This is a genomic window from Paenibacillus sp. YSY-4.3 (genome assembly GCF_054767475.1).
This window is the reverse complement of the sequence record NZ_BAABMC010000003.1, coordinates 717,603-733,227: the sequence shown is the minus strand read 5'-3', so window position 1 is coordinate 733,227 and position 15,625 is coordinate 717,603. Positions and strand designations below refer to the sequence as shown.

14 protein-coding genes and 1 other annotated feature are annotated in these 15,625 nt (G+C 52.6%); of the genes, 6 read left to right on the top strand and 8 right to left on the bottom strand.

The features are described from left to right. Positions 1–8: 8 nt before the first annotated feature. Complete coding sequence (glpK, locus tag ACYUJT_RS14185; protein ID WP_460323176.1) at positions 9–1,511, top strand: glycerol kinase GlpK; 1,503 nt, start codon at positions 9–11, stop codon at positions 1,509–1,511. Positions 1,512–1,571: 60 nt separating this feature from the next. Here the strand turns inward: glpK and ACYUJT_RS14180 are convergent, their stop codons facing one another. Genes ACYUJT_RS14180 through ACYUJT_RS14165 form a run of 4 tightly spaced genes read right to left on the bottom strand, consistent with a single transcriptional unit; the run spans position 1,572 to position 5,412 of the window. Next, positions 1,572–2,606, bottom strand: coding sequence for a Gfo/Idh/MocA family protein (locus tag ACYUJT_RS14180; protein ID WP_460323173.1), 1,035 nt, complete (start codon positions 2,604–2,606; stop codon positions 1,572–1,574). A gap of 1 nt (position 2,607) precedes the next feature. Next, a complete protein-coding gene (locus tag ACYUJT_RS14175) occupies positions 2,608–3,369 on the bottom strand; it encodes a sugar phosphate isomerase/epimerase family protein (RefSeq protein WP_460323170.1) in 762 nt (253 codons plus the stop codon). A 15-nt stretch (positions 3,370–3,384) separates the two neighbouring features. After that, entirely contained in the window at positions 3,385–4,548 is a 1,164-nt protein-coding gene (locus tag ACYUJT_RS14170) for a Gfo/Idh/MocA family protein (protein WP_460323168.1), read from the bottom strand. Positions 4,549–4,563: 15 nt separating this feature from the next. Next, positions 4,564–5,412: a sugar phosphate isomerase/epimerase family protein gene (locus ACYUJT_RS14165; protein ID WP_460323165.1), complete on the bottom strand. Its 849-nt coding sequence runs from the start codon at positions 5,410–5,412 to the stop codon at positions 4,564–4,566. Positions 5,413–5,555: 143 nt separating this feature from the next. On the opposite strand from ACYUJT_RS14165, the gene ACYUJT_RS14160 reads away from it, so the two are divergent. Further along, complete coding sequence (locus ACYUJT_RS14160) at positions 5,556–6,395, top strand: helix-turn-helix domain-containing protein (RefSeq protein WP_460323162.1); 840 nt, start codon at positions 5,556–5,558, stop codon at positions 6,393–6,395. A gap of 83 nt (positions 6,396–6,478) precedes the next feature. Here ACYUJT_RS14160 and kduD read toward each other — a convergent pair whose 3' ends face one another. From kduD to kduI, 3 genes are read right to left on the bottom strand one after another with little or no spacing between them, the layout of a single operon-like run. Then, positions 6,479–7,231, bottom strand: a complete 753-nt coding sequence (gene kduD / locus ACYUJT_RS14155) for a 2-dehydro-3-deoxy-D-gluconate 5-dehydrogenase KduD (protein ID WP_460323159.1) — start codon at positions 7,229–7,231, stop codon at positions 6,479–6,481. Positions 7,232–7,254: 23 nt separating this feature from the next. Continuing rightward, positions 7,255–8,025, bottom strand: coding sequence for a DeoR/GlpR family DNA-binding transcription regulator (locus ACYUJT_RS14150; protein WP_460323156.1), 771 nt, complete (start codon positions 8,023–8,025; stop codon positions 7,255–7,257). A 33-nt stretch (positions 8,026–8,058) separates the two neighbouring features. Beyond that, the gene (gene kduI, locus ACYUJT_RS14145; RefSeq protein ID WP_460323154.1) at positions 8,059–8,892 is read right to left on the bottom strand and encodes a 5-dehydro-4-deoxy-D-glucuronate isomerase; all 834 of its coding nucleotides are present in this window, start codon (positions 8,890–8,892) and stop codon (positions 8,059–8,061) included. A 274-nt stretch (positions 8,893–9,166) separates the two neighbouring features. Between kduI and ACYUJT_RS14140 the strand changes: the two genes are divergently transcribed. From ACYUJT_RS14140 to leuS, 4 genes are all read left to right on the top strand, one after another. Continuing rightward, positions 9,167–10,216 (top strand): ABC transporter ATP-binding protein, encoded by a 1,050-nt coding sequence (locus ACYUJT_RS14140; RefSeq protein WP_460323151.1) that lies wholly within the window; start codon positions 9,167–9,169, stop codon positions 10,214–10,216. After that, a complete protein-coding gene (locus ACYUJT_RS14135) occupies positions 10,217–11,014 on the top strand; it encodes an ABC transporter permease (RefSeq protein WP_460323149.1) in 798 nt (265 codons plus the stop codon). Between the two features lie 7 nt (positions 11,015–11,021). Further along, positions 11,022–11,825 (top strand): ABC transporter permease, encoded by an 804-nt coding sequence (locus ACYUJT_RS14130; protein ID WP_460323147.1) that lies wholly within the window; start codon positions 11,022–11,024, stop codon positions 11,823–11,825. Positions 11,826–11,890: 65 nt separating this feature from the next. Continuing rightward, positions 11,891–12,148: a binding site (T-box leader), on the top strand. Positions 12,149–12,246: 98 nt separating this feature from the next. After that, positions 12,247–14,688 (top strand): leucine--tRNA ligase, encoded by a 2,442-nt coding sequence (leuS, locus tag ACYUJT_RS14125; protein ID WP_460323144.1) that lies wholly within the window; start codon positions 12,247–12,249, stop codon positions 14,686–14,688. On the opposite strand, the gene comER is transcribed toward leuS, so the two are convergent. Continuing rightward, a complete protein-coding gene (gene comER, locus ACYUJT_RS14120; RefSeq protein WP_460323142.1) occupies positions 14,685–15,578 on the bottom strand; it encodes a late competence protein ComER in 894 nt (297 codons plus the stop codon). The two genes, leuS and comER, sit on opposite strands and share 4 nt — an antisense overlap. Between the last annotated feature and the right edge of the window lie 47 nt (positions 15,579–15,625).

Sequence of the window (15,625 nt, the reverse complement as noted above, 5' to 3'; positions counted from 1 at the left end):
CCGGAGCGATGGAGAACAAGAAGGATTACCTGCTTACCATAGACCAGAGCACGTCGGGAACGAAGGCGCTTGTTATCGACTCTTCGGGGACGATCATCGCTAAAAGCTCCATAGAGCATCGGCAATATTTCCCCTTCCCTGGATGGGTTGAGCATGACCCTGTAGAAATTTACGAAAATGTGTTGCAAGCGTCCCGGGCGGCACTTAAGCAAGCTGGCATCGATCCGGGGCAGCTTGCCGCCCTCACCCTGACGAACCAGCGCGAAACGGCGGTAATGTGGGACAGCGCTACGGGACTTCCCGTCTGCAATGCCATCGTCTGGCAGTGCCAGCGCACGGCTGAGCGCTGCGAAGCTTTGAAAGCGGCCGGCAATGAAGATATCGTAAGGGCGAAGACGGGATTGATGCTTGATCCTTATTTCTCTGCGGCTAAATGGAGCTGGATGCTGGAGCAGGTGCCTTATATCGATCGGTTGCTCGAAGAGGGACGCTTGCTTGCCGGCACGATGGACAGTTGGCTGCTCTGGAAGCTGAGCGGGGGCGCCGTTCATGCCACGGATTACACCAATGCGAGCCGGACGTCGCTGTTCAACATCCATAAGCTTTGCTGGGATGCCGAGCTGTGCGAGTTGTTCGGCGTACCGACTGAACTCCTCCCTGAGGTGAAATCCTGCGATGAAGTATTTGGCTGGACGGATGATCCGCAGCTATTCGCCTGTAAGGTGCCCATTGCCGGCATCATCGGTGATTCTCAGGGAGCTTTGTTCGGCCAGCACTGCTTCGAGAAAGGCATGGCCAAAGCGACCTATGGCACGGGAACCTCGGTGCTAATGAATATCGGCGAGAAGCCTGCAGCCGTGCAGAACGGCCTGGTACTTGCCGTCGGCTGGAGCGTTGGCGGGAAGGTGACTTATGCGCTGGAAGCCGTGATCCGTGCATCGGGCGATACGATAAAGTGGGTTCGTGACAATTTAGAATTGTTCCGTACTTATAGCGAACTGGAGGAACTGCTCGCCCAGGCGGAAAATAATGAAGGCGTATACCTTGTCCCGGCGTTCGTCGGATTGGGCGCGCCATATTGGGAGCCACAAGCCAGGGCGATGATTTCCGGGATGAACCGTGGAACGGGCAGGCCGCATATCGTTCGGGCCGCGCTGGAAAGCATCGCCTACCAGGTACGGGATGCGATTGGCCTTATTGAAGAGGGAACAGGAATTCCGCTCTCCACGCTCCGCGCCGACGGGGGCGCTTCCGATAACGAGATTTTAATGCAGTTTCAGGCGGACATGCTGGGCTGCGGGGTTTCGAAATCGGACGTGGCCGAGCTGTCGGCCATGGGTTCGGCTTATCTGGGCGGGCTTGGCGTCGGATTGTGGGCCTCGCTCAGCGAAATCACGCAGCAGCAGCGCAATTATAGGCTGTATATGCCGCAAATGGAGCAGGCGCAGCGCACGCAAAATTACGATGGCTGGAAGCACGCGGTCGCCTGCGTGCTGCCGAATAGACATTAATAATGAAAGCTGCCCGGGTCTGAGAGTCATCTCGTTAGGCCCGGAGCAGCTTTCGTTGCGTTAAAACAGCTCTACGTTTTTGCGGCAATGATTACGTGAAGAGGCGTATATCGCATCGAGCAGTCCCATGGAATAAGCGGTTTCCCTGAGAGCAATATAGCTGTCATTGCCGCCTGCCAGATTCCGATAGAAACGGTCGATCAGCTTGGCATGGCCTGTGCCCCAATAGGATTTACCCAGGGATGGCGCAGACTTGTCGATATTAATATCGCTTTCCAGCAATTGCATCTCTCCGTCGCTGATGAGAACGAGCTGATTGTCGATATAGCGCAGCAAGCCTTTCTCCATATGCATTTCAATGAAGAAGGGGCTATTCTCGGAATGCCCGTTGGTAGCATAGAACAATCCGACCTTGCCGTCCTTGTAATAGAGTGTAGCCTCGGCGGTGTCTTCCACCTCAATGATATCCCTTAGCACCCGGGTATCAATATTTCCTCTAACGGCTTCAACATCCCCTCCGAGATAATACAGCAGATCCAGCATATGCACGGCCTGATTAATTAGGAGACCGCCGCCTTCGGTTGCCCATTTGCCCCGCCACGAGTCGGACTGATAATAGTCCGCCGTTCGCCTCCAGGTGAGGAACCCTTTAATGCCCAGCATTGGTCCAAGCGTTCCTTCTGTAATCAGTTCCTTCGCTTTCTTGATGGACGGGTTCAACCTGTTTTGTAAAATCGCGCAGCAGGAAACGCCGGCTTTCTTCACTGCATCCGATACTAAGCGTGCTTCCGCTACGTTCATCGCCACAGGCTTTTCGAGCACGATATGCTTCCCGGCCAGAGCCGCTTGGATCGCCATGTCGGCATGCAAATGATGCGGGGTGCAAATATGCACGCTATGAACCGCTTCATCGGACAGAACCTGCGAAAAATCAGTGTAGACCCGGCACTCGTCCTTGCCAGCCAGCTTCTGGGCACGCTCCTCGGTAATATCGCACGCGCCATATAACCGGGCGGCCTCCGATTGCTTGACGGCTGTGGTGTGAATCGGGCCGATCGCTCCGCAGCCAATAATGACAGCATTCAGGCGGCTCATATCAGGAGAACCCTAACTTTTGCAAATGGTTATAGCTAATTCTCAAGCTGTCAAAAGCATCTGTCGGCCCGTCATCGCGTTCGATCAAATACCACTCCACTCCTGCTTCCTCACAGGCCTGCAGAATTTCCGGCCAATGGAGATTGCCCTCCATAATTTCGGTCATGATCTGCTGGGAATCGATGATGGTTAAATCCTTCAGGTGGATGGCCTCGATTCTGTTCTTCAGCTTGCGGATCCATGCGCTCGGATCGCCGCCGCCTACCTGTACCCAGTAAGTGTCCAGCGTAAACAGAAAGTTGTCCGGATTCGTCTGCTCGACAAGCACATCCATTCCGAGTTTTCCATTATAGCGTTGAAATTCCCAATGATGGTTATGATAGCTGAACTTTAGCCCGTTTCGCGCCAATTCATCGGCAATTGCTGAGAATTGCTTGGCGAAGGCAACATAGCCTTCCGCGCTATGATATTCCTTGGGCAGCCCGCCGAGCCCCGCCAAGCCGCAGCCGAGCGTATGGTGATCCCGGATGACGCCGTCCAGATCTTGCATGAACCGTTCATAAGGGATATGGGTTACGACGGTGGTCAAGCCGTGGCTGCGAGTAATCGCCGCTAGTTCATCGACGGGGATATGCCACATAGCGGATACCTGGATGGTCGTATAACCCATTTCTTTAATTTTCTGCAGCGTTTCATCGAGCTCTTTTGGTGTTCCGGCAAAATTCCGAACCGTATACAGTTGTGCGCCTAAAATTTTCGCCATTCGCGTAACCTCCCTTTAATGTGATCCCGATACGTCAACGACTTGTTGGACGACATTCTTCTTTATCGTGGAACTGTTTATCTTCTCCTGCAGCAGCTCATAGAAATGATCGTGATCGAAGTGGTCAAGCTCTGCCCAGTCATCCGTCCAGGTTGAATAGTGGATCGCGTTAGAGATAAGCAGGCCATGAATTCCTTCTTCTCCAGGGGCGAGCAGCTTCTCGCCATGCAAGATGGCTTTTGTAAAGTTTTTCATAATCCCGATGTGCTGCTCCCCGCCGTCCGCCGAAACGGGAATTTCGCAGCGCCAGCACTCCGGCTTCCTGAAAGGGTCGGTATTGATCCGATTATGTTCGCGTTCCGAAACCCGGTTCCGGTCAAACGTGATGCGATTGTTCTCCACGACAATTTTGCCCATATCCCCGGAGATTTCCAGCCGGTTCGTGCCGGGGGCTTCGCCAGTTGACGTGATATATACGCCCGTAGCTCCATTCGGGTATTCCAAATAAGCGGTTACGTCGTCCTCCACCTCGATATCGTAATATTTACCGAAGCTGCAGAAGGAACGAATTCGGCTGGGCATGCCGAGCATCCATTGGAGCAGATCCAGATTATGCGGGTTCTGATTGATGAGCGTGCCGCCGCCTTCGCCCTCCCAGGTGGAACGCCAGGAGCCGGAATCGTGGTAAGCCTGCGGACGATACCAGTCCGTGATGATCCATATTACTCGCTTAAGGGCGCCCAATTCGCCGCTGTGCACAAGCTCCCGCACTTTCTGGTACACGGGATTTGTCCGTTGGTTGTACATGATGGCGAAAATTTTGCCGGACTGCTTCGCGGCAGCGTTCATCTCCAGCACCTGCTTCGTGTACACGCCGGCCGGCTTCTCATTAAGCACATGCAAGCCGCGGGCAAAGGCCTCGATCGCCAAGGAAGGATGATGGTAGTGGGGGACGGCGATTAATACAGCATCGATCAGACCGCTATCGTACATTTCTATCGCATTTTCAAATACGGCAACTCCCGGCAGGCTATCCCGCGCCCATGCCCTCCGGCTGTCGCTAATATCGCATACCGCTCCAAGCGTCAAACCGGGCACCTTATGTTCCATATGAATCCGCAAGCTGTGGGACATACCCATATTGCCGATGCCGATGATTCCTAGGCGTACATGATCCATGATGTGATTCCTCCTTTAAATTTTGCTTAGAATCGATAACAAGGATGAATGCGCTAATCTAAAAGTGTGCAGCCCGCTTGCTTCAAGCGTATTGGCTAGGGGAGCATGCTCTAGTGCGGCCAAGCCCTCGAAGCTGCCCAAATGCGGCTCCAGCGATAAAAAGCCTTCAAACCCATCAGCCTTTAGTGTTCTCAGCACTTCATCGATCCGCCCGGCCCCCATACCTGCCGGGACATTGCTTCCATCCTCCATAGCGTCCTTGATATGCACATATTGGATATGCGGCTTGAGCAGTTCGAATGCTGCCGGGTAAACCTCGCATCCGCATTGAACAAAGTTGGCCGGATCGAAGGCGCTGGCGAAATGGGGGACACCGCAGGATTCCATCAGATCCAGGCAGCGTTCCGGTATGTCACCGTAAATATCTTTTTCATTTTCATGCAAGATCGTTAATCCGCTGCCTTCCGCTGCCTCCAGAATGCCGCCGATTCGCTCGATGACCTCGTCCCGGTATGCGAAAGGATCGCTGTTCTTGGGCATATAGAAGCTAAAAATGCGTACATATGGGCTGTTCAAGGTGTGAGCGGTTTCAAAAATCCTTTTGGCCATATCCAAATGGACGCTAAAGTCGTCTAAGATGTTAATTTTACCGATAGGCGAGCCGATGGAGGAGACTTGGACGCCGTAATGATGAAGCGCGCTTTTGACTTCTGCGATTTCCTCGCGCGACAGGACGGAAATGTTCTTCCCGTTAACTCCTCTGATTTCGATGTAATCGATGTCAAGTGCATTTAATCCCTTTAATTGGGTCTTAAAATCAGCATCGATTTCATCGGCAAAGCCTGAAATTTGAAACTTGGCCATCCGAATCACCTCTTCGAATTGATATTACTTCTTGAATTTATCATTAATATTTTCAAGGTTCCTTCTTATAATTGTTTGAAACTATGCAAATCTTGCTGTATGTTTGTGAAGAGGTGATGTTCATGTTGATGGCAGGAACTCCCATGCGGAATTTGCACTATGAGGCTGCAGACGGTTCATTTCGCTATCACCATATCAGGGATGAGCAGCCGAATCCGCTGGATCATAAGCTGCATTATGAGAAGGGCTTCGAAATTTTTATGTTTATCAGCGGCGCGGGCAGCTTCACGATTGAAGGCAGCAAATATGAGCTGGAGCCGTATTCCATATTAATCATGAATTCGAACGAGCTCCATGTCGTGAATATTGCGGAACATCTGCCGTATGAACGGATGGTGTTAACATTGGATGCCAATTTCCTGCCCCCCTTTATGGCTAGCGGCGTTGATTTCTTTCGTACGATCAAATTCCGCAAGCTCGGTCAGGATAATCAATTCAGCGCGGAGGTTGTAAGGGCAAGCGGTCTGCTGGAATTATTCGATAAGCTGCAGCGGGCGCTGAAGCAGAGGAGCGCTGAGCATGAAATCGTGGCAAAATGCGTCATCGTGCAAATTCTAGCGGCGATCAATGATTTGGCCCAAGCGGATTTGCCAAGCAGCAGCAAGCAGGGGGACGGCAAAATCGGCGCGGTGCTCGAATATATTAATGCGAATTTGGAGGAGCAGTTGACGCTCGATCAACTGTCGGAGCAATTTTTCGTGACGAAATATCACTTATGCCGCATCTTCAAAGAGGCAACAGGATTTACGATCAACCAATATATCACCTATAAAAGAATTCATTTGGCCGACCGGCTGATGACGCAGGGCTTTACGCCGACCCAGGCTTGCTTTATGTCCGGTTTTAACGGATACTCCAGCTTCTTCAAGGCTTACCGCAAGCTGACCGGAGGGACGCCGAGAAGCGGGAAGGCGGAGCAATAAAAAAAGCCTAATTCTGCATCCGCCGAACCGGCGATGAAGATTTAGGCTTAAATATGAACACTGGGAGAAGATCAATCAATGAATTACCTGGCCATCCAGCCTCCGTCGGCGCAGAGGACATGGCCGTTCAAATAATCAGATGCCGAGGAGGCGAGGAATACCGCCGGACCTTTAAGGTCTTCCGGTGTACCCCAGCGTCCGGCCGGAATCCGGTCCGTAATCGAAGCGTAGCGGTTCTCGTCCGCGCGAATTTGCGCGGTATTATCCGTAACCATGTAGCCTGGAGCGATGCCGTTAACTTGCACGCCGCCGCTTGCCCATTCGTTGGCAAAGGCTTTGGTCAGACCGGCAACGGCATGCTTGCTGGCCGTATACCCCGGAACGTTGATGCCGCCTTGATAGGAGAGCATCGAGCAGATGTTGATGATTTTGCCGCTGCCTCTCTCCAGCATATGGCGCCCTGCGAGCTGGGACAACAGGAATACCGTATTCAGGTTCAGGTCGAGGACATCGGACCAATCCTTCTCGCTATGATCCTTAGCCGGCGTACGGCGTATAATACCGGCATTGTTCACCAGGATATCAATCTGGCCCGTCAGCTTGAGCGCCTCGTTAAAGGTGGCTTCCAATTTGCTGTGATCGCTCAGATCGACTTGAACGACCGTCGCTTTTCTTCCAAGGCCCTTAATTTGCTTCACGGTCTCTTCGCTGGGGCCAAGGGATACGCAGACGACATCCGCTCCAGCTTCAGCAAGCCCAATGGCGATACCTTGTCCCAATCCGCCGGTAGTACCTGTTACCAGAGCCGTTTTGCCTGTTAAATCGAACAATTTCATGGGTTGGACTCTCCTTAATCATATTAGAGGTTCTTATCGTTTCCGCACTCAATCGTTACTCCTGCGCTGCTGTACTGCCGGGCAACCTCGTCTGGAAGTCCGCTGTCGGTAATGATGCAGGTCAGCTCGCTGAGGGAGGCGAACGTCCGCAGTGCGGTTTGCCCGAATTTATGATGGTTAATGACGGCGATGACTTCGCGGGCGGTCTCGATCAAAGCCCGTTTGAAGCCGATCAGGTCTCCGGTGTAAATGGATAATCCATGCTCGGGGTGAATGCCTGTCGCCGAAATAAAGGCTTTTTGAATGTTCAATTGCTGAATATATGAAGTAGCTTCCGGCCCGGCCAGCATGTTGCGAACCCGGTAGCCGCCGGGAACGACGAGACGTATGTTGTCCTTTGCGGCCAGTTCACTGATGATATAAACATCGTTAGTAATGACGGTCAGCGGTTCGTTGCTAAGACGGCGGGCAATTTCAAGCGTCGTGCTCCCCCCGTCCAGCGCGATGATGTCGTTAGGTTCGATATGCTGCAAGGCTCTATGGGCGATATCGGCCTTCTCATCCCCATGCTTCGCGAGCGGTTCCTTGGAAGGAAGAATACCGAATTGATCGCTTTGCGCCAGAATGGCGCCGCCGTGAACGCGGACGATTAAGCCCTGCTCCTCGAGCCGGGTCAAATCCTCGCGAATTGTCTTGCCAGTCACGCCCAGCTTGTCGCTCAACTCCGCAACCGTAACCTCTTTGTTCGTCAGCAGAACTTCCATGATTCTCTCATGCCGTCTAATCGGACTCATACCATCTCAACTCTTCCGTAAATAGTTATCTCTCTATCTTAAATCCTTCATGGCTACGGCGTCCATATCGCTATAGATTTTGTTGTCGCCGGCCATGCCCCAGATAAATGTGTAATTGCTTGTTCCTACGCCGCTATGGATCGACCAGCTTGGGGAGATGACCGCTTGTTCGTTCCGCATGACGATGTGGCGAGTTTCCGTAGGTTCTCCCATCAGGTGGATGACGACCGCATCTTCAGGAAGATCAAAGTACATATAAGCTTCCATGCGGCGCGGGTGCACGTGCGCAGGCATTGTATTCCACATGTTGCCTGTTTTCAGCTGCGTCATGCCCATGACGAGCTGGGAGCTTTGGATTCCATCAGCATGGATGAAGCGGTGGATCGTGCGGTCGTTGGAGTTCTGAATCGAACCAAGCTCGCTGGAATCCGCCTCGCCCAGCGTCGTCTTAGCAATTGGGTACTCTTTGTGGGCAGGTGCCGAATTCAGATAGAATTTGGCTGGCTTGGCTGCGTCTTTGCTGCGGAAAACAACCTCTTTCGAGCCCATTCCGATATACAGGCAATCTTTCGTGTTCAGATCATATTCTGTGCCGTCGACGATGATCGTTCCAGGTCCGCCAACGTTGATCGCTCCAAGCTCGCGGCGCTCCAGGAAGAAGGATACGCCAAGCTGCTTCAGATCGGTTTCCAGCTTAACGTCTTCTTTCACGGGGGCAGCCCCGCCGATAATCAGGCGGTCCTCATGAGTCAGGACAAGCTCCAGCTTGTTGGGCGTAAACAGGGTAGGGATATGGAATTCCTGACGAAGCCGATCCGTGTCGAATTGTTTCACTTCATTAGGGTGAGATGCGTAACGTCTTTCCATGATAAAAAGCCTCCTCTTTTCGTTCGTTTAGGTTTAAAACGTTCATATAGGTTCATATTAATCCGTTTGCGTTTATTTTGCAAGCGTTTAATGATTGCTCCGATCGGAAGTGAAGTGTCTGCGGAGGTATGAAATAAATATCAAAAATATAGGGTAAAAAACATAAAAATATTAGGGTTGGAAAAAAAAGCATTTTGGATTATGGTGATATGAGTTAATTCGAGATGAAGAGCGTTCCATAAAGGCGGTTCATCGGCGGAGAGGGAGTGAGCTTTTGAGTTTAATCGAAGTGAAAGGTCTTCAAAAGGTATTCCGGCAGGCTATTAAAGATCCAGGTCTTGCCGGAGCGGTAAAGCATCTTTTTTATCCGCGCTATAAGAATAAATATGCAGTAGAAGGCATTGATCTGACGATCGAGGAAGGAGAGACGGTTGCTTATGTCGGGCCCAATGGGGCAGGCAAATCGACGACGATAAAAATGCTCAGTGGCGTCCTTGTTCCAACGGGAGGAGAAATTCGGGTAAACGGCTTGATTCCCTATAAACAAAGAATGGAGAATGCGGGACAAATCGGGGCGGTATTCGGGCAGCGCACACAGCTTTGGTGGGATATTCCGGTTCGGGAATCCCTTGCACTGCTGAAGGATATTTATCAGGTTCCCGCAGATACATTCAAACGGAATTTGGATGCGTTTACAGAAATACTTGAAATGGATGCCTTTATCCATCTATCCGCCCGCAAGCTCTCGCTGGGCCAACGAATGCGGGCCGACTTGGCGGCTGCTTTGCTGCATAACCCCAAAATCGTTTATTTGGATGAACCTACGATCGGCTTGGACATTGCGGTCAAGCAAAGAATTCGCGACTTTATTAAGGAAATGAACCGGACTAAAGGGACGACGATGCTGCTGACTACGCATGATTTAGGGGATATCGAGGATTTATGCGACCGATTGGTCATCATTGACCATGGGCGGATCATTTATGACGGGGCGATGCAGAAAGTCAAAGACATGTTCGCCAGGGATAGGACTATACATATGGCGCTGAGTTCACCGATTGCCGAGGCAGCTTCTTTATTCGTGGACATGCCCGAAGTTTCTATAGAAGCAGCCGAAGAAGAATTGAAGGATGCGCTCGAGCTTTCAATTCGCTTTGACCGGTTCAAGTGCACGGCCAGTGAGATTGTAAAACGCATGATGAACCATGGGGAGGTTATCGATTTCCGGATCGACGAGCCCAGCCTCGAGTACATTATCCGCAGCGTCTATGAGGGGAAGATGGATGCGTCCGCATTATCCGGGGCAATTAGGGGGACGGCTTGAATGGGCATAAAAAAATATTGCTCCCTTGCGCTTTGCTCTATGCAGAACACGCTGGCATATAGACTCTCATTCATGCTGAATTTCGCCGCCAATTTCATCGGACTCGTCGCGATGTACTGCCTTTGGCAGGCGGTTTATGACGGCCGATCAGAGTTATCCGGATTCACCTGGCCTATGATGCAAGCCTACTTGTTGATTACCTTCTTTGTTAATTCGATGCTGTCGTATTATTCGGAATCAGGAATAACGAATAAGATTCTGGATGGGAGCGTCATAATGGATTTGCTGCGGCCACTGCATTTTCAGAAGGCCCGGCTTGCGGAGTCGCTGGGCTCCTGCGTGCTGGAGGGCATGTTAAGCATTGTGCTGGTCAGCGTGATGGCCATATTTACAGTGGGAGCTTCTTTTCTGCACGGCGGCTTGACGAGTGCGCTGTTCCTTATCAGCTTGCTGTCATCGATCCTGGTTAAATTCGGCGTCGTCTATGTTACGGCGCTGCTGTGCTTCTGGACGACGAGCGGGTTCGGAATCATTTGGATGAGAATGGCGATCACCAATCTACTGTCGGGCGCTTTGGTGCCGCTGGCTTTTTTTCCTGCCTGGTTACAGTCTGTGGCGATGCTGCTTCCGTTCCAGGGCATCGTAAATACGCCGGTAACGATCGGTCTTGGCATGGCGGGAACCGCAGAGTCGCTGCGGCTAATTGCGATTCAATGGGTGTGGGTCGCGGTTCTATGGCTGCTTGGCAGATGGATGTGGTCGTGGGCCGTACGGCAAATAACGATTCATGGGGGCTAGATATAGAATGAACAGATCACCGCGAAGAATCGTATTTTTATATTGGAGATTATTCAGTCAGCAGTTGAAGGCCATGATGGAATATTCCGCGGACTTCTATATCATGATCGGTGCCGCCGCCATGACCCAGATTACCGGGTTCTTGTTTTTGTGGGTTGTTTTCTCACGGATTCCGGACATTCAGGGCTGGCAATTTTGGGAGGTGGCCTTCATGTATGCCGTGGTTTATGTCTCAGAAGGCATAGGCTCCTTATTCTTTGAAGGGACGTGGCGCATGCTGCGGCTGGTCAATATGGGCGAACTGGACCATTATTTGGTGCGCCCGATGCCGATAGCGCTGCAAATTTTCTGCACGGGAATCGGCATGAACGGCTTGGGCAATATCGTAATTGGCGGAACGATTATGGTGCTGGCCCTATCGCATATCGAAATAGCCTGGAGCCTGACCACGGTTGGGATGGCTGTCGTCCTGCTTGGGTCAGCAATGATCATCCGGGTAGCGATTAACCTGGCTGCTAACTGCTCGGCCTTCTGGATTCGCAACAGCGGCAATGCGTTTCCGATTATGATTCATAATTTAAGCGAATTCGCGAAATATCCGATGACCATTTTCTCGCAGGGATTGCAGCTTTTTATTTCCATCGTCGTTCCTTTTGCGTTCGTTAGTTTTGTTCCGGCTGCTGCGCTGTTCGGCAAAGCATCCTGGAGCTACCTGGGCTGGTTCAGCCCGCTTGTAGCCTTGTACTGCTGGGGATTTGCCCTGCTCCTACTGCGCATCGGCTTGCGGAGGTATGAGAGCGCTGGAAATTAACGATCCGTTCCCATTGACGATGCGGACGCAGTTTTATATAATGGTTGGTAATTAAAAATGGATAAATAGGAACTTTGAAGAGGAATAATAGTTTGGATTCTGCCACCCAGAGAGCCGGTGCATGGTGCAAGCCGGTTGGAGAATGCAAATGAACTCGCCTTGGAGTTATGATGCAATGGGACTTTGCGTTTGCGTTTGGCTGCGTATACTGTCTCGGAAACATCATCGTCTTGCCCGCGTTAAGGGTGCAAAGGGAGCGGATGGCAAAGCATGCCGGAAGCTAACTAGGGTGGTACCACGGGAATACTCCTCTCGTCCCTAGCGATGATACGCTATGGGTCGGGAGGTTTTTCTTTTGGTGGCCAGTTTACTTAGAAATACGTCGATCGACGTGTTTATCCACTGAAGGGAGTTTATGATCATGAGCAATAACAATCAATCTCACGATGTATACCGTGCCCAGGCGATTGAGCCGAAATGGCAGGCATACTGGGATGAGCAGCAAACATTCAAAACCGGGGAGGAGCCGGGCAAACCGAAATTTTATGCGCTGGATATGTTCCCGTATCCATCTGGTGCAGGTCTTCACGTAGGCCATCCGGAGGGATATACGGCGACGGACATCGTCTCGCGGTATAAGCGGATGCGCGGATTTAACGTGCTTCATCCTATGGGCTGGGATGCATTCGGCCTGCCTGCGGAGCAGCATGCTCTCGATACGGGTGAGCATCCCCGCGACATTACGGTTAAGAACATCAATAACTTCCGGCGCCAGATTAAGTCGCTAGGCTTCTCCTATGACTGGGATCGGGAGATCAGTACGACGGATCCGGAATATTATAAATGGACGCAATGGATTTTCATCCAGCTCTACAATAAAGGCCTCGCTTATGTAGCCGAGGTGCCTGTCAACTGGTGTCCGGCTCTCGGAACTGTCCTTGCCAACGAAGAGGTTATCGACGGCAAGAGCGAACGCGGGGGACACCCAGTTATCCGCAAGCCGATGCGCCAATGGGTATTGAAGATTACCGAATATGCTGAGCGCCTGCTGGAGGATCTGGAGGAGCTCGATTGGTCGGAGAGCATCAAGGATATGCAGCGCAACTGGATTGGCAAGTCCGAAGGAGCGGAGGTCGTATTCCAGATCGAAGGAAGCGATGAGACGCTGACAGTGTTCACGACGCGTCCGGATACTTTGTTTGGAGCCAGCTACGCCGTGCTTGCGCCAGAGCATGAGCTGGTGGAGAAAATCACGACGGAAGCCCAGCGCGCAGCGATATCCGATTACCGGGAGCAGGCTGCCCGCAAGAGCGATCTGGAGCGCACGGATTTGGCGAAAGAGAAAACCGGCGTCTTTACCGGAGCTTATGCGATCAATCCGGTGAGCGGCGAGAAGCTGCCGATCTGGATTGCGGATTATGTGCTGGCCGGTTATGGGACGGGCGCGATTATGGCCGTTCCTGGACACGACGAGCGGGACTATGAATTTGCGAAGCAGTTCGGTCTGCCGATCATCGAGGTCGTAGAGGGCGGAAATGTTGCGGAAGAAGCATATGCTGGGGACGGCGCGCACATCAATTCCGATTTCCTGAACGGACTGCGCAACGAAGAGGCGATTAAGAAGATGATCGCTTGGCTGGAGGAGAACGGCAAAGGCCGCGGGAAAGTAAGCTACCGTCTGCGCGATTGGCTGTTTAGCCGCCAGCGCTATTGGGGAGAGCCGATTCCGATCCTGCATCTCGAGGACGGCACGATGAAGCCGGTACCGGAAGATCAACTGCCGGTGCTTCTGCCGGAGGTCGATCATATCGAGCCATCCGGTACGGGTGAGTCGCCGCTTGCTAACGTGACGGAATGGGTGAATACGACGGATCCTGAGACGGGCCTTCCGGCTCAACGCGAGACGAATACGATGCCGCAATGGGCGGGAAGCTGCTGGTACTATTTGCGGTACATTGATCCGCACAACGATAAGGAGCTGTGCTCGAAGGAGAAGCAGGAGCAGTGGCTGCCGGTTGACCTGTACATCGGCGGAGCCGAGCACGCGGTGCTTCATCTGCTCTACGCCCGCTTCTGGCATAAGGTCTTGTACGACCTGGGCGTCGTGTCTACGAAGGAGCCGTTCCACAAGCTGGTCAACCAAGGGATGATTCTCGGCACGAACAACGAAAAAATGAGTAAATCCCGCGGCAACGTCATCAATCCGGACGTCATCGTGAACGAGTACGGCGCTGATACGCTGCGCGTCTACGAGATGTTCATGGGTCCGCTGGAGGCGACTAAGCCATGGAATACAAGCGGAGTAGAGGGAACACATCGTTTCTTGTCCCGGATCTGGCGCCTGTTCGTCGCCGAGGATGGCAGCCTGAACGCGAAAATTACTGACGGCGAAGGCTCGGATGATTTCAAACGCACCTGGCATAAGACGATCAAGAAAGTGACCGAAGATTTCGAGGCGCTGCGCTTCAATACGGCGATCAGCCAACTGATGATCTTCGTGAACGATGCCTATAAAACGGACGTTGTCCCGAAAGCCGCAGCGGCTAATTTCGTGCAAATGCTGTCTCCGCTGGCTCCGCATTTGGCGGAAGAGCTGTGGGAGCGCCTCGGCCATAACGAGAGCGTTACTTATGAGCCATGGCCGGTATTTGACGAGGCTTGGACGGTCGATTCCGAAGTGGAAATCGTCGTGCAGGTGAATGGCAAAATCGTGGATCGCACCAAAGTCGCCAAGGATCTTGACCAGGCAGCAATGCAGGAGCACAGCATGGCTTTGCCGAACGTGAAGCAGGCTATTGAAGGAAAGACCGTTCGCAAAGTAATCGCAGTTCCGGGTAAGCTCGTCAACATCGTAGTCGGCTAGAGCGCTTCAGATTTATCTGACCCGGAATCGCTATGGTCGGAGCTGGCAGAGCTGCTTGCGGCAGGTACGGAGGTGCCAAATAGGGCGGCCAGCTTGGCCAGATCGGCCTCGTGCTTCCGCTGCGTTGCCTCGATCAGGCTTGGAAATACGTCCTGCAGCCGCTCCTCCAGGATAGCCAGTCCTTCGGCGGTCACGCCGCCAGGGACGGCAACGCGGCGCTGCAACTGCTCTGGCGTCAGGCCGCCTTCCGTTAAGAGCCGGCCTGTGCCGAGCAGCATTTCCGCGCTAAGGCCTAGCGCTGCTGGCATGCTGATGCCGGTCATTTGCGCCGCCGCTTTGGCCCATTGCTGGATGATGAAGCTCACGAAGGCAGGGCCGCAGCTTGATATGTCGGAGGCGATTCTCGTCTCCGACTCTTTGATTGGGGTCGGCCTGCTAATCGAGGACATGAGCTGCTCCAGCAGCAGCCGGTCCTCCGGCTGAACCCGCTCCCCGTAAATGCAGAGCGAGGCGCCGCTATGTACGGAATGAGTAATGCTGGGGATGATTTTGGCGATTTTGGCAGGGACCTGCTTCTCCAGCACGGAGATAAGCACAGGGCTTGTAATGGAGATGACCAGTTGCGTCTCGAGGAGTACACTGCGAATTTCCGCGATAACTTCCGGGAAGTGATGGGGTTTAACGCATATAAATACGATATCACTTCCTTGGGCTGCTTCGGCATTGCTTGCCGCGACGTTTAGGCCGGCATGCCGCAGAGCCAGCATTTCCGCTTTGTCCTTGCTGCGGTTGCTGACGTACAAGTTATGCGGGTACAGTGCACCGGAACGCAGAAAAGCTTCAATGAGCAAGCTTCCCATCGATCCCGTTCCGATGAAAGCGACTTTCATCCTGTTTCCCCCTTTCGTGCTAACGCACAAAAATATTCGTCGTTTAA